Below are 18517 nucleotides of genomic sequence, written 5' to 3'. Positions count from 1 at the left end.
GGCTCTAGCCCTCGATTTCCTCGCGCAGCATTTCCAGCTCGAGCCATTCTTCCTCAAAGCGCTCGAGATCATGCCGCTTCTTGCCTATTTCCTCGACGGTCTTGTTGAAGACCTGCGGGTTTTTGGCAAAAAGGTTCGGATCGGCAAGCTTTGCCTCGAGCTTGTGGATGTCGGCGTGCAGCGCCTCCATCTTGCCCGGCAGGTTTTCCAGCGCGAATTTCTGCTTGTACGACAGTTTGCGCTTTTCCTCGCGCTGCACTGCGGTTTTCTCTCCGGCGGCTTCGGTTGCGGCCTGTGACCTGGCCGTCTTCAGCTCCTTGCGCGTCGCCAGCGCTTCCTTGCGCTGCGCCAGCATGTCCGTATAGCCGCCGGCATATTCGAGCCAGCGCCCGTCGCCTTCCGGCGCAATCACCGATGTTACGGTACGGTCGAGGAAATCGCGGTCATGGCTGACCAGGAGCACGGTTCCGGCAAAACCGGACACCAGCTCCTGCAGGAGGTCGAGCGTTTCCATGTCGAGATCGTTGGTCGGCTCGTCGAGCACCAGCAGATTGGCCGGACGGGCCAGGACGCGCGCCAGCATGAGCCGCGCCCGCTCGCCGCCCGACAGTTCGCGGATCGGCGTGCGCAACTGCTCCGGCTGGAACAGGAAGTCCTTCATGTAGGACGCCACATGGCGCTGTTCGCCGTTGACGATGACATTCTCGCCGCGCCCGTCGGTCAGGTAATCGGACAGGGTCTGGTCAAGGTTGAGACTGTCGCGCTTCTGGTCCAGAACGGCGATTTCGAGATTGGTGCCAAGGCGCACAAAACCGCTGTCCGGGGCAAGCAGGCCCGTCAGCATGGAGAGAAGCGTGGTCTTGCCGACACCGTTCGGACCGACAAAGCCGACGCAGTTGCCGCGCTGGATGCGCGTGGAGAAATCCTTGACCAGCACGCGCTCGCCATAGGCCTTGACCAGATGCTCGGCCTCGATCACCAGCTTGCCGGATTCCCTGGCATCGCTGGCCTTCAGGACGGCGGTTCCCTGCGCACGGCGATGATTGCGGAATTCCCCGCGCATGGACTGGAGTTCGCCGAGACGCCGCATGTTGCGCTTGCGCCGTGCCGTAACGCCGTAACGTAACCAGTGCTCCTCGCGCACGATCTGGCGGCCGAGCTTGTGCAGATCGCGCTCTTCCTCCTCCAGCACCTTGTCACGCCATTCCTCGAAGGCGCCAAAACCCTGGTCGAGCCGTTTCGTAACGCCGCGGTCAAGCCAGACCGTCGAGCGGCTGATGTTTTCCAGAAACCGCCGGTCATGGGAGATGACCACGATGCTGGAGCGGATCTGACGCAATTCGCCTTCCAGCCATTCAATGGTTGTCAGATCGAGATGGTTGGTCGGCTCGTCGAGAAGCAGGATATCGGGCTGGGGGGCGAGAACCTTGGCCAGCGCCGCACGCCGCGCCTCGCCGCCCGACAGATTGTCCGGCTTTTCCTCGCCGGTCAGGCCGAGATGTTCAAGAATGTAGCTGACGCGGTAGAGATCGTCCGCCGGTCCCAGACCTGCCTCGACATAGTCGCGGACATTGGCAAAACCTTCCATGTCGGGCGCCTGGGCGAGATAGCGGACGGTGACGCCGGGATGGCGGAACACTTCGCCGTCGGTCGGCGTGATGAAGCCCGCCGCGATCTTGAGCAGCGTCGACTTGCCGGACCCGTTGCGGCCGACAAGGGCGATGCGATCGCCCTCGCTGACGGAAATCGCCGCATCGCTGAGGAGCGGCGTGCCGCCAAACGTCAATGCAATCCGGTCAAGACGAAGAAGGGGTGGAGCCATGGGTTTTTCAGTTCTGGAAAAGGAGCGCAATTGCCGGACATCTGTGCCGACGGGCGCTTGTCGGCGAGATTGGCGCCGCTGTCAAATATCTTTATGGCATAAAACAGAACAGGCCGGAAAACCGGCCTGTCTGGATCCGTTCAGCAACGCGCCGCTCAGTAGCCGCCGTTGTTGTAACCGTTGTTGTTGTTGTATCCGCCATAGGCAGCGCCGCGGCCGCCATTGCCTTCGCAGGGGGCGTTGTAGATGCTGCCATCGGGCCGCTGATAACGGCAAAGATTCTGATTGCCGTTGCCGCTACCGCTTGGCGTCGTTGCCGTACCGACAGCCGCACCGAGAAGCGCGCCGCCGGCCGCACCGATCACGGTGCTCTTGGTATTGTGTCCGAGTGCCTGTCCGGCGAGTGCGCCGACACCGCCGCCGATCAACGCGCCCGTCCCGGCCCGCTGGTTCTGTTCGCTCGTTTCACAACCGGCCAATGACATGGCCAGAAGCGCGGAAACCGCAATGGCGGTCAAACGAAAACTCATTAGTCAATCCTCTCAACATGAATATAGCGGCCATATCGTGCGGGCTTAATGCGGCAGAACAAAGATCAGCCCGTGCACCCCGGCAGCCTCAAACAAAAACAGGCCGGTTTCCCGGCCTGTTCCGCTTTCCCTAATGGGGAAGGATTAGTAACCGCGGCAAGGCGCGCGATAACGCTCGCCGTAACGGTTTTCATATGTGCAGTAACGGCGGCCATCATTGTTGGCCGTTGCGGCACCAACAGCAACACCACCAACACCACCGATGGCAGCACCAGCCAGTGCGCCACGGCCACCACCGATTGCACCACCAGCCAAAGCACCAAGTGCTGCACCGCCAACGCCATAACCCGCCGTACGCTGCTCACTTGTTGTGCAACCGGCTACCGAAAATGCCAGAAGTGCGGCAACTGCTACTGTCGACAAACTTTTCAACATGGAAGACCTCTCCCGTTTCAAAACTAAACTAACCAGCTTGCGTCCCCAATGCTGTGCCGCAAGAATTGCACTTTCCGCGTTGTTTTACAAGCGGTTCGCAATTTTACGGCGCAGCAATCAGGACTGCATTGCCTGAACGAAGCGATACGTGGAGATTTCCACACACGGCATTCGACACTGTAAGCGATGAACCGAAAGAAAGTTCCATATTTTCCAGCGGCCATCGCGCACCATGGATAAATAATCCGCGCAGGGACGTAAAGGCCACAATGCTGAATACCGTTCCATCGGCAAAATCGAACGCATATTCTCCTGCAACCAGGGGATGCGCTTCCTCGCTTCCGCTGGAGAGAATGATCTTCCGGCCTTCCGCCGCATGGCGGGTGGCCATGGTCAGGTGCAGCAGGGTGTGGTCGGTGCGTTCACCGCCAAAGGCGCCGCACAGGATCACTTCGGTGGCGCCCAGCCGGTAGGCCTCGTTGAGTGCCAGTTCGCCGTCGGTCATGTCCTTGGCGGCCGGAAAAACCGAACGCGGCACATGCGCATAGCGTTCGGCAAGTTCAGGCGATGTCGAATCGAAATCGCCCAGCCACAACTCGGGTTCAACGCCCAGCGCCTGCGCATGGGCAATGCCGCCATCGGCCGCAAGAACGCGCGCCCCGGCAATGAGATGCCGGAGACGGTCGGTGACGTGAACGGTTCCACCAAGAAGAAGGACGAATTTGCTCATGCACCGGCCATAGCATGGCACAAGCCGGTCGCACAGGGCATCCGTGATTCGAGGTTAAACGAAGCGCCCGAGTGCAATCGCGGCCATGCCGGCAATCGCCACGCCGATGGCCAGAAACAGGCTCGGATAAAGCTCCGGGATGAATTTCTGCCGGCGCGGACGCAGGAGGATCGCCTTGCGGCGGGCGTTTTGGGAAGCCGGGTTCTGCTGCACCCTGACATGGGAATGATAAAAACCGTGACCACGAAACATGATTGACCCTTTCCATCGGAAAACAGCCGCACGGGATGTTTTCGCTGGGGACAATAGGCGCGCCAGTATCAGCTTTCGATTTGGCAGAACCGGCAAAACATAAAGATTTCATAAGCATCGACCGCTTGCACGGTTCCGGCCGAACCTCTATCCTTGTCACGCTCTAACGGGGTGCCGGTCGCATGGACCGGCTGAGAGGCGCACGGGGAAACCCTGCCAACCCGCGGAACCTGATCCGGTTTGTACCGGCGGAGGGATTAGACGCGGCAGATTTGCCGGCGCACCAATCCTTTTGAACACTGCTGATAGGAGGCGCCGATGCGGCCATTCGAGACTATTGTAAAAACAGCGGCCATGGTGACCGCTCTGTTCGCCGTCATTCCCCTTGGCACCGCGCATGCCGAAGGCAAACTCACCGTCTACACCTATGAAAGCTTCACCGCCGAATGGGGCCCCGGCCCGAAGGTCAAACAAGCCTTCGAAAAGCAATGTGCCTGCACGGTCGAATTCGTGGCGGTTGCCGATGGTGTTGCCCTGCTCAACCGGGTCAAGCTGGAAGGCGGGTCAACCAAGGCGGATGTGGTGCTCGGCCTCGACACCAACCTGACCTATGAGGCCAGGCAAACCGGCCTGTTTGCCCCCCATGGCATCGACACCTCCGCCGTGAGCATCCCCGGCGGCTACACCGATGATACCTTCGTTCCCTATGACTACGGCTATTTCGCCGTCATCTACGATTCCGAGAAGCTGAAGACCCCGCCGGAAAGCCTGAAGGAACTGGTCGAAGGCGACCCGAAGCAGAAGATCGTCATCGAAGACCCCCGCACCTCGACGCCCGGTCTCGGCCTGCTGCTCTGGGTCAAGTCGGTCTATGGCGACAAGGCCGGGGAAGCCTGGGCAAAGCTGAAAGACCGGGTGCTGACCGTCACGCCCGGCTGGTCGGAGGCCTATGGTCTCTTCACCAAGGGCGAAGCGCCGCTGGTGCTGTCCTACACGACGTCGCCGGCCTATCACCTGATCGCCGAGCGCGTGGACCGCTACAAGGCCATTTCGTTCAGCGAAGGCCATTACCTGCAGGTCGAAGTCGCTGCCCAGACCGTCAACGGGGCGAAAAACCCGCTCTCGGCGCAGTTTCTTGCCTTCATGACCAGCCCGGCGTTTCAGGATGCGATCCCTGAAAACAACTGGATGTATCCCGCTGCGAAAACCACCGACGCGCTGAACCCGGCCTTCGAAACCCTTGTTCAACCCGTCAAGACCCTGGCCTTCCCCTCCGAGGAGGTCGCCAAGAACCGTAAAGCCTGGATCGATGAGTGGCTCGCGGCCATGAGCCTGTAGCATTGTGATTGCCATCCGCAGTTTCAGACCATGGGCGGGGGCATGCGCCCTCGCCTTTCTGGCGGCACTTGCGGGTGGCGCACTGCTTAGTCTCGCATCCGAAGCGCTGCGCGGCAGCACGGAAGGTTTTGCCGCATTCGACAGCTATCTGTGGCGGGTGGCGCGGTTCACGCTGGTGCAGGCGCTCCTGTCCATGCTGCTTGCGGTTGCCTTTGCCATTCCACTCGCGCGCGCCTTGCATGAACATCCCGCCTTTCCCGGCCGCGCGCTGATTCTGCGGCTGTTTGCCCTGCCCTTGGCCTTACCCGCGCTTGTTGCGGTGCTGGGCATCACCAGCATCTATGGCCGCAACGGCCTGCTGGCCTTTGCTTTCAGCAGCCTCGGCATGGACACCATACCCAATATTTACGGGCTTCCCGGCATCCTTCTCGCCCACGTCTTTTTCAACCTGCCGCTGGCGACCCGGCTCGTGCTTGCAAGCCTTGATTCCATTCCTTCGGATTACTGGAAACTCGCCGCGCAGCTCGGCATGGGCGGCTGGGCACGCTTCAGCCTGATCGAATGGCCGGTCATCCGCCGCAATCTGTCCGGTATTGCCGGGCTGATCTTCATGCTCTGCATCACCTCGTTCACGATCGTGCTGACCCTGGGCGGCGGACCGCGTGCCACCACGCTGGAAGTGGCGATCTACCAGTCCCTGCATTTCGATTTCGATATTGCCCGCGCCGTCTCGCTCACACTGCTGCAACTGGGCCTGACCATTGCCGTGCTGCTGCTGCTCGGCCTGACGGGCAAACCGGCAGACGAAGGCTTCAGTCTCCAGACGACCACACGGCGCTTCGAGCGGCCGGGCCGTGCAGCGCAATGTGTCAATACGGCGATCATTCTCCTCGGACTGCTCTTTGTCGGCCTGCCCATGGGCGGAACCGTTGTCTCCGGGCTTGGCGCCGACCTGGCGCGCCTGATGAGCGAATCCATCGTCTGGCGCGCCATTGCCACAAGCATCGTGCTTGGCGCGGCCGCGGCCCTGCTCTCCCTCGCGCTGTCACTGTCGCTTGTCATCGCCCGGGAGTATCAGCAGAGCCGGCGGCGAACGGTTTCGCCGGGTCTGTTCGAACGGTCACTGGATCTGGGGGCGAGCCTGATCATGGTGGTGCCGCCCATTGTCATCGGCGCCGGCTGGTTCATCCTCTCGCGCCATGCCATCAACCCGTTCAGCCTTGCGCCCGTCATGGTCATCGGCGTCAATGCCGCCATGGCCGTGCCCTTCGCCTTCCGCATCCTGCGCCCGGCCTGGGATACGGCCGCAAGCCGCCACAACCGGCTTTGCCTCCAGCTCGGCATCACCGGCTGGGACCGGCTGCGCCTGATCGACTGGCCGGCTTTGCGCCTGCCCATGGGTGTTGCCTTCGCCTTTGCCATGGCCCTGTCGCTGGGCGATCTTGGAACCATCGCGCTGTTCGGCAATGATTCCATCCAGACCCTGCCTTTCCTGCTCTTGCAGCGCATGGGAAGTTATCGCACACAGGATGCAGCGGGACTGGCGCTGATCCTTGGGGTCCTGTGCCTGCTCTTGATGTTCGCAGCCGACCGCGGTGCGGCCAGCCTCGCCCGACAGGACAATGCAAGAGATGGCTGAACAAACGGAAAAGATCACAACCGGCGGCGCCGCGATCCGGCTTGATGCCGTTCGCTTCGATTATGGCGACATGGCCATGCGTTTCGACCTTGCCATCGCACCGTCGTCCATTGCCGCCATCATCGGGCCGAGCGGCGCGGGCAAATCCACGGTTCTCAATCTCATTGCCGGTTTCGAGGCACCGCTCTCCGGCCGTGTGCTGATCGGCGATGCCGATGTCACGCATGCCGAACCATCCCGGCGCCCGGTTTCCATGGTGTTTCAGGACAACAATCTTTTTGCCCATCTCGACGTTGCCGCCAATATCGGTCTTGGCCGCAGGCCGGGCCTGCGCCTCGACGCGGCGGATCAGCAGGCGGTCCACGACGCCATCGCCAAGGTCGGGCTTGCGGGCAAGGAGACGCGCAAACCGGCGGCACTGTCGGGCGGGGAACGCCAGCGCGTTGCCATCGCCCGGGCGCTGGTGCGCAACCGGCCTGTACTGTTGCTTGATGAAGCCTTTGCTTCACTTGGTCCAGCATTGCGCCATGAAATGCTTGATCTGGTCGGACAACTGCAAAAAGATACTGGAATGACTGTTGTGATGGTCACCCATCATCCGGACGATGCTTTGCGTTTACCATCAACGCTGTTCTTTCTCGAAAATGGCCATGTGGCAGCATCGGGACCCGCGGGCGAATTGCTCTCAGCCAAAGGCCCCTCCCTGTTGCGAAAATATCTCGGCTCGCAAGAGTTATCACTTTGACATATTTTGTACTCAATGGGTCTCATAAGAAATCAATGTAATTCTTGCCCCAGCCTGCTCAACGGGCTAGCTAGAAAGTAAGCACACCGATTCCGCAGGCAAAAGACGAGTGAGAACTTGGCTTTAGCGTTTGCACTGGCGCCGCACGACATGAGGACATGATTCTGGGCTCGCACATTCTCCCCATCGGCAATCGACGGTTCCATCCGGCAGTACGAAGCACGACCGTGGTTTCGACGACGCTGCTGCTCGCCTTTCTGTCGGGCTGCCAGGTGCTCAACGTCACCAAGGAAGATGCGCTCGGCCCGTCCTCAAGCCCTGTCATCGTCGACAATGTCTCGAAGAATGACCGGCTGGCCAAACTGAGCGCCGAACAGCATCCCCGCATCCTGGCCACCTATGGCGGCGAGTACAAGGACGCGAAGCTCGAACGCATGGTTGCCAAGGTCGTCGGCAATCTGACCACCGTATCGGACAATCCGACCCATACCTATCGCATCACCATCCTCAATTCGCCCAACATCAATGCCTTCGCACTGCCGGGCGGCTATCTCTATGTCACCCGCGGCCTGCTTGCGCTGGCCAATGACAGCGCGGAACTTGCCGCTGTCATTGCCCATGAAATGGGCCATGTGATCGCCAATCACGGCATCGAACGCCAGCAGCGCGAAGCGGAAGCCGTCATCGCCGGCCGCGTTGTGTCGGAAGTGCTGCAGGACGACCAGGCGGGCCGCGAGGCGCTCATTCGCGGCAAGCTGCGCATGGCGCAGTTCTCGCGCAACCAGGAATTGCAGGCGGATGCCATCGGCATCAAGATGATCGGCGAAGCCGGGTATGATCCGTTTGCAGCTGCGCGCTTCCTGCAGTCGATGGCCTCCTATGCGGACTTCCGCAACGTCTCCGGCGCCACCGATGCCAGCCTCGACTTCCTTGCCAGCCACCCCTCCGCGCCGCAGCGCATCGAGCTGGCGCGCGGCCATGCCCGCAAGATCGGTGCGCCCGGTGTCGGCACGACGGACCGCGATTCCTTCCTGCAAGGGATCGACGGGCTGCTCTATGGCGACACGCCGGAAGAAGGCTATGTCCGCGGCCGCACCTTCGTGCACCCGCTGCTCGGCGTCAGCTTCACCGTGCCGGACGGCTTTGTTATCGACAATTCCGCAGCCGCGGTCATGGCAACCGGACCCGGCGAAGTCGCGATCCGCTTTGACGGAACCCAGGTTTCCGGCAAGACATCGATGGTCGACTACATGCGCAGCGGCTGGGTAACCGGCCTGGACAATGCCAGCGTCAAGGCGACGACATTCAACGGCATGCCCGCCGCCACGGCAAAAGCCAAGGCGGACCGCTGGGAATTCGATATTTTCGTCGTGAATTCCGGCGACCGCATCTACCGCTTCCTGACGGCAGCGCCCACGGGCAGCACGGCACTGATGCCGGCGGCGCAAACGGTGACGCAGAGCTTCCATTTGCTGACGGCACAGGAAAAGGCCAACATCAAGCCGCTGCGGATCCGCGTTGTCACGGTCAAGGCGGGCGATACGCTCGCCAGCCTCTCCAGCCAGATCATGGGCACGGACCGCAAGCTGGATCTCTTCCGGCTGATCAACGCCCTGCCGCCCGGCGGCACGGTTTCCGTCGGCGACAAGATGAAGATCATCAGCGAATAACAAAAAGCCCGGTAAAACCGGGCTGTTTGTTGAAAGGGATGAACCCGCTGTTACGCGGCTTCTTCCTGTTCGTCTTCAACGGAAATGTCCGCATCAGCTTCGGTTTCTTCAGTCTTCGCGCCGCGCTTGGGACCTTTGGCGAGATTGACTTCAATCAGACGGACGGCTTCGGTTTCCGACATCTTGTTGACGGCGGAAATTTCACGGGCCATGCGGTCGAGCGCTGCTTCATAGAGCTGGCGTTCGGAATAGGACTGTTCCGGCTGATTGTCGGCACGGAAAAGATCGCGGACAACTTCCGAAATGGAAATCAGATCGCCCGAGTTGATCTTCGCATCATATTCCTGCGCGCGGCGGGACCACATGGTGCGCTTGATACGGGCCCGTCCCTGAACTACCTTCAGCGCACGGTCGACATAATCTGTTTCTGAGAGTTTGCGCATACCAATGGCGGTTGCCTTTGCAACCGGTACCTTCAGGCGCATCTTGTCCTTCTGAAAGTCAATCACGAAAAGTTCGAGCTTGTGGCCCGCAACTTCCTGTTCTTCGATATTGACGATCTGGCCTACGCCGTGAGCCGGATATACAATAAACTCACCCGTCTTGAATCCGATACGCTGGGCGGTCTTTTTCTGCGGAACTGCTGTCATGCGCTTCATTACTCCCTGCTGCGCCCGGCAAAACGCACCGGTTAAACCAATCACTGGAAACCGGAACCCGGTTTGTCGGCCGCCAATATTTTCACGCAAAGCAATCCGGACCAAACAGCAGGACGGGTCACAATCAAAGAACCTCAACCTGAACTGTTAAGTCCGGAAAAAATCTAGCCGATTGGTGATTTATGCTTTAGCGCCACGAAATTGACGTCCAATGATCAACATATCGCAGCACCATAACATGAAAAGTGATCAGAATCAACTTTTTGCTGCACAAGCGCAAACTAAACGCATTGCAAGACTTGATTTTCAGGGCAAATCAGTCTTGCGGGCAACTGCGGTACCCCGAATAAGTTTAGTCGCCTTCGCCCGGTTCCGGGGAGAAGTATTTCTCGAGTTTACCGGTGACGCCGTCCATTTCCTTGGCATCGCTGGGCGCATCTTTCTTCGCCGAAATATTCGGCCATTTTTCCGCATATTCCGAATTCAGCTGCAGCCAGCTGTCGAGGCCCGGCTCGGTGTCCGGCTTGATGGCCTCCGCAGGGCATTCCGGTTCACACACGCCGCAATCGATGCACTCATCCGGGTGGATGACGAGCATGTTCTCACCTTCGTAAAAACAATCGACCGGACAGACCTCAACGCAATCCATATATTTGCAGCGGATGCAATTGTCGGTCACAACATATGTCATTTACTGGCTCCTGAAGACACCATAGTCAGCGTGTCAGCGGTTGAGGTAACGATTTGGCACCGGCCTGACAAGAGGGGAAAACGGACTGCGGCACCAGAACGCGGCCCGAAAAATCTCGACGTGCAAAAGGATTGTCTTCATCACATCAGGACCGAGCCATTGTCCAAGTCCGCAGCGTGCCATTCATCGCATCGCGATGACCTGCCGACAAGCAACCATTGTCCTCTAATATAGGTGTTGCGGAAATAATATTTTAGTCCCGCCGACGAATTTGGAGATAATTTCGATGTTTCCGCGTTTTGCCCCGCAAACCACAACGCGGATGTGTCAATCATCGGAGCCGTTGTCCCGGCCCTTCATCAGCCGGTCGACGTCCCGCCGTTCGCGCTTGGTGGGACGGCCGCTACCCGCGTCGCGCCTGGGCAGCATGTCGAAGCGGCTCATGGCATCCTTCGGCGGTGGCGGCGGAGAAATGTCCTCGTACAGCGTCCGCGCCTCCTCGGCGGGTCCGCGCCGGGTACCGGCGGACAGGACTTTGTAAATGAGAATGCGCCGGTCCAGCGTGATCGTCAGCACATCACCGGGTTTGACCCCGTGTGATGGCTGGTCGATCTTGTCCTTGTTGACCCGGACGTTGCCGCCCGATGCCAGCTTTGCAGCGAGGGAACGGGATTTTACCACCCGCGCGAAAAACAGCCACTTGTCGATGCGCTGCCTGTCGGTTCCCGTCATTTAGGGTCAAACCCTCACTTCTTCATCTGCTCCTTCAACGCCAGCAACTTGGCGAAGGGGGAGTCCATGTCGATCTTGACCGGGCGTTCTTCCCGCTCCGGACGCTTGCCGTGGTTCTGCGGCTTGCCGGAGGGCTTGCCGCCTTCCTGCCGGGTGCGGTCGCCGCCGCCGGGCTTGCCGCCCTTGCCGCGGAAATCCTTGCGCTCACCGCGCTCGCCCTGCGGACCGGCATTGCGGTTCGGACGGCTTTGACGCTCCTCGCCCTGGCTGTTGCCATTGCGGGCCTGCGGTTCACGCTGATTCTCGCGCCCGCCCTGTGGACGGCGGTTGTTGTTGCGGCCTTCGAAGCGGGGAGCCTGGCGCCAGAGCAGCACCGGCTTGGGTGCTTCTTCCGCCGCTGGAGCAGTTGCGGTTTCAGCAACAGCCGCAGGCGCTTCTTCAGCAGCCGCAACGGCTGCCACAGCCTCGACAACCGGTTTGACGATGGGATCACCAACCGGTTCGGCCGCCGGCACGGATTTGGTGCCTTCCGGCGCAACGACAGCCGTTTCCTGCGGGGCAGGCGCCTGGGCAACCGCATCGAGTTCGGCAACCTTGGCCGACACAACGGCTGCATCGGTTGCTTCCGAGCGGTAGCCGAGATTTTTCAGGATTTCTTCCATATCGTCGGCTGTTGCGCCGAGAATGGACATCATGGCCGGGGTGACGACGAAACGCGTGCCGTCATAAGCACCGTCGGGCCGTGTTCCGCTTCCCGGCTTCCATGCCAGTGCCGGACGGATAAGATCAGCCAGACGCTCGAGAATATCGATGCGCACAGCGCGGCGTCCGAGCAGCCGGTAGCCAGCAAGGCGATAGAAGGCCGGATCGAAGGCGGGATCGGTGACAACCGACGTGCGGCCTGCGGACAGCACCTGCACCACATCGCCATAGCCGGGACGATCCTTGGCATCTTCCTTGAGTGCCCACAGCAGCGTCAGCAGACCTGCAGGCGCTGGTTTCAGCAATGCAGGCAGGAAGACGTGGTAGGCGCCGAAGCGCACGCCCAGACGGCGCAGGGCCGCGCGCGAATCCTGATCGAGGCCGCGGACATCTTCAGCCACGTCGCGGCGCTGCAGCACGCCAAAATTTTCGACGAGCTGGAACGCCAGTCCCCGCGTGATCCCAACCAGCGCATCCGCGTTGGCAAGATCAACCAGCGGCTTGAGCACCGTATCCACATGATGGGCGAGGAAACGGTCAACCCGCGCAGCGACCTTGTCGCGTGCCGGTCCCGTCAGTTGCTCGTCGGCCAGCAACACCGCGCGGGGCTTCAATGGCTGCTCGCCCGAGACGACCGAGGCGACCGGAGCGCCAATCCAGCGCAGCGTCCCGTCCGATCCCAGGGCAAAGTCGCCGTTCGCGGAAGCGGCAAAGCGCTCGGCGCGATTGTCGAACTCTGTCGCCAAGGCTTTTTGTGCAGCGGCCTTCACGGCTTTTGCATCGGTTCCATCGATCTGGCTGTCCGTGGTGAAACGGAATCCATCCAAACGTCCAACATGGTGCCCTTCGACAACAACGTCCCCGGCAGGGCTAATTTCGGCTTCTAGCATTGTATTCTCTCTCAGGCGCCTCATAAGCACGCTTGTCCTGCGGTCTACGAAGCGTTTCGTCAACCGTTCATGCAGTGCATCTGATAATCTGTCCTCAATTTCACGCGTCTTTTCTTGCCAATGTGCCTGATCTGCCAGCCATCCCGGCCGATGCGACACAAAAGTCCAAGTTCTGATCTGGGCAATCCGCCGCGACAAAGCATCGATATCGCCGTCGGTCGTATCAGCCCGGTGCACCTGTTCGCCCATGTATGTTTCGTTAACATGACCATGTTCGACGAGATCTGTATAGATCGATGCAATAATATCCGCATGCTGCGCCGGCGCAATTTTGCGGTAGTCCGGCAACGCACAGGCATCCCACAGGAGGGCCACCCGTTCCGGCGTGTTGGCCAGCGGCGCGATATCCGGGTCTTTCGACAGATATTCAAGCGCCTGCTGATCCACCGCAGGCAGTGCCCGGGTCAATCCTTCCACCGGTGCGGGCGTGTCGATCGACCGTCTCAGTGCCTCGAGGCTTGAGAAATCAAACCGGGCGGTGCGCCATTGCAAAATCTTGACGGAATCGAAGGCATGCGATTCCACGCGCTGCACCAGTTCTTCTGAAAAACCGGAAACCTGCCCTGTAACGCCAAACGTGCCATCGCGCAGGTGCCGCCCGGCGCGCCCGGCGATCTGGCCGATTTCGCCCGGCGACAGATCGCGGAACTGATAGCCGTCAAACTTGCGGTCCTGCGCAAAAGCCACGTGATCGACATCGAGGTTGAGCCCCATGCCGATGGCATCGGTGGCGACCAGATAATCCACATCGCCCGACTGATAGAGATCCACCTGTGCATTGCGGGTGCGCGGGCTCAAGGCCCCCATGACCACGGCGGCGCCGCCATTCTGGCGGCGGATCAGTTCGGCGATGGAATAGACCTCGTCCGCGGCAAAGGCCACGATGGCGGTGCGCGGCGGCAGGCGCGTGATCTTCTTCGAGCCGGCATAGGTCAGATTCGACAGGCGCGGACGCGTGACGACGGAGATGCCGCGCAGCAGCTTTTCCAGTATGCCGCGCATGGTGGCCGCACCAAGCAGCAAGGTTTCCTGACGGCCCCGCAGATGCAGGATGCGGTCGGTAAAGATGTGGCCGCGCTCCAGATCGTTGGCAAGCTGGACCTCGTCGATGGCAACGAAATCCATATCCGTCTGGCGCGGCATCGCTTCGACGGTGCACACCGCATAGCGCGCGCCGGGCGGCATGATCTTTTCCTCACCGGTGATCAGCGCGACATTGGCAAGCCCCACCCGTTCGGCAACACGGTTGTAGACTTCGCGCGCCAGCAAGCGCAGCGGCAGGCCGATCATGCCCGTCTGGTGCGCCAGCATCCGCTCAATGGCGAGGTGAGTCTTCCCCGTGTTCGTCGGCCCCAGAACGGCGGTGACGTCACGACCGCTCAGGATCAAGGGAAGTTCGGGAGTAGGCATAAGGTTCATCAAAAATATCCAACACCGGCACGACGGCCTTACCAGAACCAGCAAGGCATGCCGGGCATGCACTATCCGATAGCATTATCGGCATCAGACAGAAAGTATGCGGCGACCTCAAGATAAACAATTGCGAACCGATTCACGGAGTGTTCCATTAAGAAACAGAACGCGAGCAGAACGAATCAGCGACGAATCAGCTATAGGATCAGATTCCTGCTTTGTTCACGGCAACATCTAGCTTTCCCGGGTGCGAGTCGCACAAGATGCTGAATCAGTGGGAACAGGATTTCAACGAATCGGCTCAGCACCGTTAACCTTTGGCTTTTCCGCGCAAAAGCGGGCAGTCCGCCGTCAACCGATTTTTTGTCCTGTTAAGAAAATCGCAATATTTCCTTATAGTTAGTTAAGGATTCCAAGGCCCGGGCGCCCCGTTTCATTAACACTCCGATCAAAGGAAGAACGAATCAGCGACGAATCAGCGCTTTGTCTCTTTTCCCGTTTTGTTCACGGCTACATCTTGTGCTGAAAGCGCGGGAGTCGCACCAATCCCCAAACGCACGGGAAGGAAATAGGACAAGATTCAGGAAACGCCGTTAACCTTTGGCCGCGAATATCGGCAATCGCCGCCGCACAAAACGAAAACGCCGCCGACCGTTTCCAGCCCGCGGCGTCTTTTGATTTGCTTCCGATCAGCTGAAATACTGCCCGCCATTGGCTGTCAGCGTCGAGCCGGTGATGAAGCCGGCATCATCAGAGGCGAGGAACACCACGCACCGCGCGATTTCTTCCGGTTCGCCCAGACGTCCGACCGGGATTTGCGGAATGATGCGCTCGTTGAGCACCTTCTCGTCGATGGCCCGCACCATTTCCGTGCCGATATAACCGGGACAGATGGCATTGACCGTAATGCCGGCGCGCGCGCCCTCCTGCGCCAGCGCCTTGGTAAAGCCGATATCCCCGGCCTTGGCCGCGGAATAATTGGCTTGCCCGGCCTGGCCCTTTTGTCCGTTGATCGAGGAAATATTAATCACGCGGCCGAATTTGCGGTCACGCATGCCGGTCCATACCGGATGGGTCATGTTGAACAGGCCGGTCAGATTGGTGTTGATCACTTCGCCCCATTGGCCTGGGGTCATCTTGTGGAACATGGCATCACGGGTGATGCCCGCATTGTTGACCAGCACGGCGACGGGGCCGTGATCGGCCTCGATCCTGGCAATACCGGCAGCGCACTCTTCATAGTTGGAAACATCCCACTTGTAGGTGGCAATACCGGTCTTTTCCGTGAATTTCTTCGCCGCGTCGTCATTGCCGGCGTAATTTGCCGCGACCTTGTACCCTGCCGCTTTCAGGGCCACGGATATGGCTGCGCCGATACCACGTGTTCCGCCCGTAACGATTGCCGTTTTGGTCATATTTCCCCTCCCTAATTCATGTTGGATCAAAGTTAGTGTTGTTGAAAAAGAGACGTGGCAGCAGCCTGGAAATTTAGTGCTGCCGGAACACGGGTTCGGCAAAGGCCGAACCCGTGTTCATTCTTGCAGATCAGTCCTTGACGCGCTCAACGCACAGGGCAATGCCCATGCCGCCGCCAATGCACAGCGTGGCAAGGCCCTTTGTGCCGTTGCGGCGCTTCAATTCATAAAGCAGCGTGTTGAGCACCCGGGCACCGGAAGCGCCGATGGGATGACCGATGGCAATGGCACCGCCATTGACATTGACGATGTCGGGATTGAGCCCGAGATCCTTGTTGACGGAAAGCGCCTGCGCCGCGAAGGCTTCGTTGGCTTCGACCAGATCGAGGTCCTCCACCTTCCATCCGGCCCGCTCCAGGGCCTTGCGTGACGCGGGGATTGGACCTGTGCCCATGATGGCGGGGTCGACACCGGCCGTTGCCCAGGAAACGATACGGGCCAGCGGCTTGACGTTGCGGCGCTTGGCCTCGTCCTCGCTCATGAGCACCACGGCAGCCGCGCCATCATTGAGGCCGGAGGCATTGCCTGCGGTAACGGTGCCTTCCTTGTCGAAAGCGGGCTTCAGCTTGGCAAGGGAGTCGAGTGTCGCGCCGTGACGGATATACTCGTCATCCGCAACGATCACGTCGCCCTTGCGGGTCTTGACCGTGAACGGCACGATTTCATCCTTGAACTTGCCCGCCTTCTGCGCGGCTTCCGCCTTGTTCTGGGAGCCAAGGGCGAACTTGTCCTGATCTTCGCGGGTGAACTGCCACTTGCGGGCGATGTTCTCGGCGGTATTGCCCATGTGGTAGCCATGGAAAGCGTCGGTCAGGCCATCCTTGATCATCGTATCGATCATCTTGAAATCGCCCATCTTCACGCCGCTGCGCAGATGCGCGCAATGCGGCGCCATCGACATGGATTCCTGTCCGCCCGCCACGATGATATCGGCATCGCCGGTTGCGATCTGCTGCATGCCGAGGGCCACGGCGCGCAGGCCGGAGCCGCAGAGCTGGTTGAGCCCCCAGGCTGTCGCCTCCTGCGGAATGCCTGCCTCCATGGCGGCCTGGCGGGCCGGGTTCTGCCCTTCGCCGGCACTGAGCACCTGGCCCATGATCACTTCATCGACATCGGCACCATCGACACCGGCGCGGCTCAGCACTTCCTTGATCACCGCAGCGCCGAGTTCATGGGCCGGGACGTTGGCAAAAGCACCGTTGAACGACCCCACGGGGGTTCGCGCTGCACTGGCGATAACGATGGATTGGGTCATAGACGTCTCCTTATCATTGAGATGCTGAATTCATTCAGCTTGGCTTCCCGGACAGAATTCCCTCCCTGCGGCAGTTTGACAAGGGGCATTCGCCGCGAAGCCAAATTTATCGCCTGCAAGGCAGAGAAAGGCTGGAATGCTCTGCGCGATGGATGCGGCGCACAAATCACTTTGATTTGTGCTGCTTTCCCCCTATCCTCGCGGATATATCAGTAAGCGGGCACGCAAATTCAGACCATTTGAGTCTGATGACATGAGTTGGGGAGTTCTCTGATGGCAGCAAAAACCGGCGACGTCGTCATTAAAAAATATGCCAACCGGCGCCTCTACAATACCGGCACAAGCACCTATGTGACGCTGGAAGATCTCGCCGAGATGGTGAAGCGCAATGAGGATTTCACCGTTCAGGACGCCAAGACCGGCGAAGACATCACCCATTCCGTCCTGACCCAGATCATCTTCGAACTGGAAAACAAGGATGGGCAGAACATGCTGCCGATCCCGTTCCTGCGCCAGCTCATCGCCTATTACGGCGACCAGATGCAGGTGGTGCTGCCAACATTCCTCGAACAGTCCATGAGTGCCTTTGCCAAGGAACAGGAGCGCATGCGCGAGCAGCTTTCCGCCGCCTTCGGCAAATCGCCAATCGACATGATGAACATCAGTGCGCCGGTCAAGCTCGTCGAGGAGCAGGTTCGCCGCAACACGGAAATGCTGCAGCACGCCATGCGCATGTTCACGCCATTCCCGCTCAACAAGACGGCCGGAGCAGCCGAGGCCGACGAAACGCCCGCCGCCGAAACCGCCAAGAAGGATACCGGGCTGGACGAACTGAAAGAACAGATCGCCGCCATGCAGCGCAAGCTGGACTCCCTCGACAAATAAATCCAGGTCACATCCGTTTTTGACTGAATATCCGGCTCGCGCGGCGGATCGGCTTTTCCATTCCATGACCATTACGAACCCAAGAGGATACCATGGCCCAACTCTCACTTTCCAAAGCCAACACCATCATCAAGGCAGCGCTTGCCAAGGGCACCGAGGCCGGCATGCGTCCGCTCTCCGTCGCCGTGCTCGATGCCGGCGGCCACCTCAAGGCCTTCCAGAAACAGGACGGCGCTTCCCTGCTGCGCTTCGAGATCGCCTTCGGCAAGGCGTTCGGCGGCCTGACCATCGGCACGGGCTCGCGCACCGTTGAAAAATTCGCCAAGGAACGCCCGCATTTCGTCGAGGGGCTGGTGGCAGCGTCCGGCGGGCGCGTCATCCCGGTAGCAGGCGGCGTTCTCATCAAGAATGCCAAGGGGGAGCTTCTCGGCGCGGTCGGCATCACCGGCGACACTTCCGACAATGACGAGATTGCTGCCATCGCCGGTATTCAGGCGGCCGGTTTCATCGCCGACGGCGGCCAGAGCTGATCACCGGCCCCGGCGAAATCAAGCCCCGGCAGATGGCCTTCTCTGCCGGGGTTTTTACATAATG

Annotated in this window: 17 protein-coding genes and 1 riboswitch; of the genes, 6 read left to right on the top strand and 11 right to left on the bottom strand. The window is 60.1% G+C overall.

The features are described 5' to 3' along the window. Positions 1-4 precede the first annotated feature (4 nt). From ACZ25R_RS22890 to ACZ25R_RS22870, 5 genes are all read right to left on the bottom strand, one after another. Positions 5-1822, bottom strand: coding sequence for an ABC-F family ATP-binding cassette domain-containing protein (locus tag ACZ25R_RS22890; RefSeq protein ID WP_472462312.1), 1818 nt, complete (start codon positions 1820-1822; stop codon positions 5-7). Between the two features lie 155 nt (positions 1823-1977). Next, positions 1978-2352 carry a YMGG-like glycine zipper-containing protein gene (locus ACZ25R_RS22885; protein WP_472462311.1) on the bottom strand — a complete coding sequence of 125 codons (375 nt, stop codon included), beginning with the start codon at positions 2350-2352 and terminating at the stop codon, positions 1978-1980. Between the two features lie 144 nt (positions 2353-2496). Beyond that, positions 2497-2787, bottom strand: coding sequence for a hypothetical protein (locus tag ACZ25R_RS22880; protein ID WP_223613717.1), 291 nt, complete (start codon positions 2785-2787; stop codon positions 2497-2499). Between the two features lie 103 nt (positions 2788-2890). After that, a complete protein-coding gene (locus tag ACZ25R_RS22875; RefSeq protein WP_403180457.1) occupies positions 2891-3517 on the bottom strand; it encodes a thiamine diphosphokinase in 627 nt (208 codons plus the stop codon). A gap of 54 nt (positions 3518-3571) precedes the next feature. Further along, positions 3572-3769, bottom strand: a complete 198-nt coding sequence (locus ACZ25R_RS22870) for a hypothetical protein (protein WP_223613719.1) — start codon at positions 3767-3769, stop codon at positions 3572-3574. Positions 3770-3926: 157 nt separating this feature from the next. Then, positions 3927-4043, top strand: a riboswitch (TPP riboswitch). 80 nt (positions 4044-4123) lie between these two features. Here ACZ25R_RS22870 and thiB point away from each other — a divergent pair. The 4 genes from thiB (at position 4124) to ACZ25R_RS22850 (ending at position 9161) form a co-directional block, all read left to right on the top strand. Then, entirely contained in the window at positions 4124-5107 is a 984-nt protein-coding gene (gene thiB / locus ACZ25R_RS22865) for a thiamine ABC transporter substrate binding subunit (protein ID WP_472462543.1), read from the top strand. Positions 5108-5111: 4 nt separating this feature from the next. Further along, on the top strand, positions 5112-6746 hold the full coding sequence (gene thiP / locus ACZ25R_RS22860) for a thiamine/thiamine pyrophosphate ABC transporter permease (RefSeq protein ID WP_472462310.1): 1635 nt from the start codon (positions 5112-5114) through the stop codon (positions 6744-6746). Further along, positions 6739-7491, top strand: a complete 753-nt coding sequence (gene thiQ, locus ACZ25R_RS22855; protein WP_472462309.1) for a thiamine ABC transporter ATP-binding protein — start codon at positions 6739-6741, stop codon at positions 7489-7491. Before thiP ends, thiQ begins: the two co-directional genes overlap by 8 nt. Before the next feature lie 242 nt (positions 7492-7733). Continuing rightward, positions 7734-9161: a M48 family metalloprotease gene (locus ACZ25R_RS22850; RefSeq protein ID WP_464663130.1), complete on the top strand. Its 1428-nt coding sequence runs from the start codon at positions 7734-7736 to the stop codon at positions 9159-9161. 50 nt (positions 9162-9211) lie between these two features. On the opposite strand, the gene ACZ25R_RS22845 is transcribed toward ACZ25R_RS22850, so the two are convergent. The 6 genes from ACZ25R_RS22845 to ACZ25R_RS22820 form a co-directional block, all read right to left on the bottom strand. Further along, on the bottom strand, positions 9212-9820 hold the full coding sequence (locus ACZ25R_RS22845; RefSeq protein ID WP_223613722.1) for a CarD family transcriptional regulator: 609 nt from the start codon (positions 9818-9820) through the stop codon (positions 9212-9214). Between the two features lie 352 nt (positions 9821-10172). Continuing rightward, positions 10173-10511, bottom strand: a complete 339-nt coding sequence (fdxA, locus tag ACZ25R_RS22840; protein WP_105734377.1) for a ferredoxin FdxA — start codon at positions 10509-10511, stop codon at positions 10173-10175. Between the two features lie 327 nt (positions 10512-10838). Next, the gene (locus ACZ25R_RS22835; protein WP_472462308.1) at positions 10839-11243 is read right to left on the bottom strand and encodes an RNA-binding S4 domain-containing protein; all 405 of its coding nucleotides are present in this window, start codon (positions 11241-11243) and stop codon (positions 10839-10841) included. 14 nt (positions 11244-11257) lie between these two features. Continuing rightward, positions 11258-14314 (bottom strand): helicase-related protein, encoded by a 3057-nt coding sequence (locus tag ACZ25R_RS22830; protein ID WP_472462307.1) that lies wholly within the window; start codon positions 14312-14314, stop codon positions 11258-11260. 683 nt (positions 14315-14997) lie between these two features. Next, positions 14998-15723: an acetoacetyl-CoA reductase gene (phbB, locus tag ACZ25R_RS22825; RefSeq protein ID WP_105734374.1), complete on the bottom strand. Its 726-nt coding sequence runs from the start codon at positions 15721-15723 to the stop codon at positions 14998-15000. A 130-nt stretch (positions 15724-15853) separates the two neighbouring features. Continuing rightward, a complete protein-coding gene (locus ACZ25R_RS22820; protein ID WP_464661656.1) occupies positions 15854-17038 on the bottom strand; it encodes an acetyl-CoA C-acetyltransferase in 1185 nt (394 codons plus the stop codon). Positions 17039-17311: 273 nt separating this feature from the next. Here ACZ25R_RS22820 and phaR point away from each other — a divergent pair, with 273 nt between their 5' ends. Together phaR and ACZ25R_RS22810 are read left to right on the top strand one after the other, a co-directional pair. Next, positions 17312-17923: a polyhydroxyalkanoate synthesis repressor PhaR gene (gene phaR, locus ACZ25R_RS22815; RefSeq protein WP_105734372.1), complete on the top strand. Its 612-nt coding sequence runs from the start codon at positions 17312-17314 to the stop codon at positions 17921-17923. Positions 17924-18015: 92 nt separating this feature from the next. After that, the gene (locus ACZ25R_RS22810; RefSeq protein WP_223613726.1) at positions 18016-18453 is read left to right on the top strand and encodes a GlcG/HbpS family heme-binding protein; all 438 of its coding nucleotides are present in this window, start codon (positions 18016-18018) and stop codon (positions 18451-18453) included. Positions 18454-18517 lie beyond the last annotated feature (64 nt).

This window comes from Phyllobacterium sp. RCAM01083 (genome assembly GCF_055685835.1).
This window is presented reverse-complemented; position numbering and strand designations above follow the sequence as displayed.

Excerpts from the sequence above, each read along its gene's own strand:
- ACZ25R_RS22890 (WP_472462312.1), bottom strand. The coding sequence starts at position 1,822 with ATGGCTCCACCCCTTCTTCGTCTTGACCGGATTGCATTGACGTTTGGC.
- ACZ25R_RS22885 (WP_472462311.1), bottom strand. The coding sequence starts at position 2,352 with ATGAGTTTTCGTTTGACCGCCATTGCGGTTTCCGCGCTTCTGGCCATG.
- ACZ25R_RS22880 (WP_223613717.1), bottom strand. The coding sequence starts at position 2,787 with ATGTTGAAAAGTTTGTCGACAGTAGCAGTTGCCGCACTTCTGGCATTT.
- ACZ25R_RS22875 (WP_403180457.1), bottom strand. The coding sequence starts at position 3,517 with ATGAGCAAATTCGTCCTTCTTCTTGGTGGAACCGTTCACGTCACCGAC.
- ACZ25R_RS22870 (WP_223613719.1), bottom strand. The coding sequence starts at position 3,769 with ATGTTTCGTGGTCACGGTTTTTATCATTCCCATGTCAGGGTGCAGCAG.
- thiB (WP_472462543.1), top strand. The coding sequence starts at position 4,124 with ATGGTGACCGCTCTGTTCGCCGTCATTCCCCTTGGCACCGCGCATGCC.
- thiQ (WP_472462309.1), top strand. The coding sequence starts at position 6,739 with ATGGCTGAACAAACGGAAAAGATCACAACCGGCGGCGCCGCGATCCGG.
- ACZ25R_RS22845 (WP_223613722.1), bottom strand. The coding sequence starts at position 9,820 with ATGAAGCGCATGACAGCAGTTCCGCAGAAAAAGACCGCCCAGCGTATC.
- fdxA (WP_105734377.1), bottom strand. The coding sequence starts at position 10,511 with ATGACATATGTTGTGACCGACAATTGCATCCGCTGCAAATATATGGAT.
- ACZ25R_RS22835 (WP_472462308.1), bottom strand. The coding sequence starts at position 11,243 with ATGACGGGAACCGACAGGCAGCGCATCGACAAGTGGCTGTTTTTCGCG.
- ACZ25R_RS22830 (WP_472462307.1), bottom strand. The coding sequence starts at position 14,314 with ATGAACCTTATGCCTACTCCCGAACTTCCCTTGATCCTGAGCGGTCGT.
- phbB (WP_105734374.1), bottom strand. The coding sequence starts at position 15,723 with ATGACCAAAACGGCAATCGTTACGGGCGGAACACGTGGTATCGGCGCA.
- ACZ25R_RS22820 (WP_464661656.1), bottom strand. The coding sequence starts at position 17,038 with ATGACCCAATCCATCGTTATCGCCAGTGCAGCGCGAACCCCCGTGGGG.
- phaR (WP_105734372.1), top strand. The coding sequence starts at position 17,312 with ATGGCAGCAAAAACCGGCGACGTCGTCATTAAAAAATATGCCAACCGG.
- ACZ25R_RS22810 (WP_223613726.1), top strand. The coding sequence starts at position 18,016 with ATGGCCCAACTCTCACTTTCCAAAGCCAACACCATCATCAAGGCAGCG.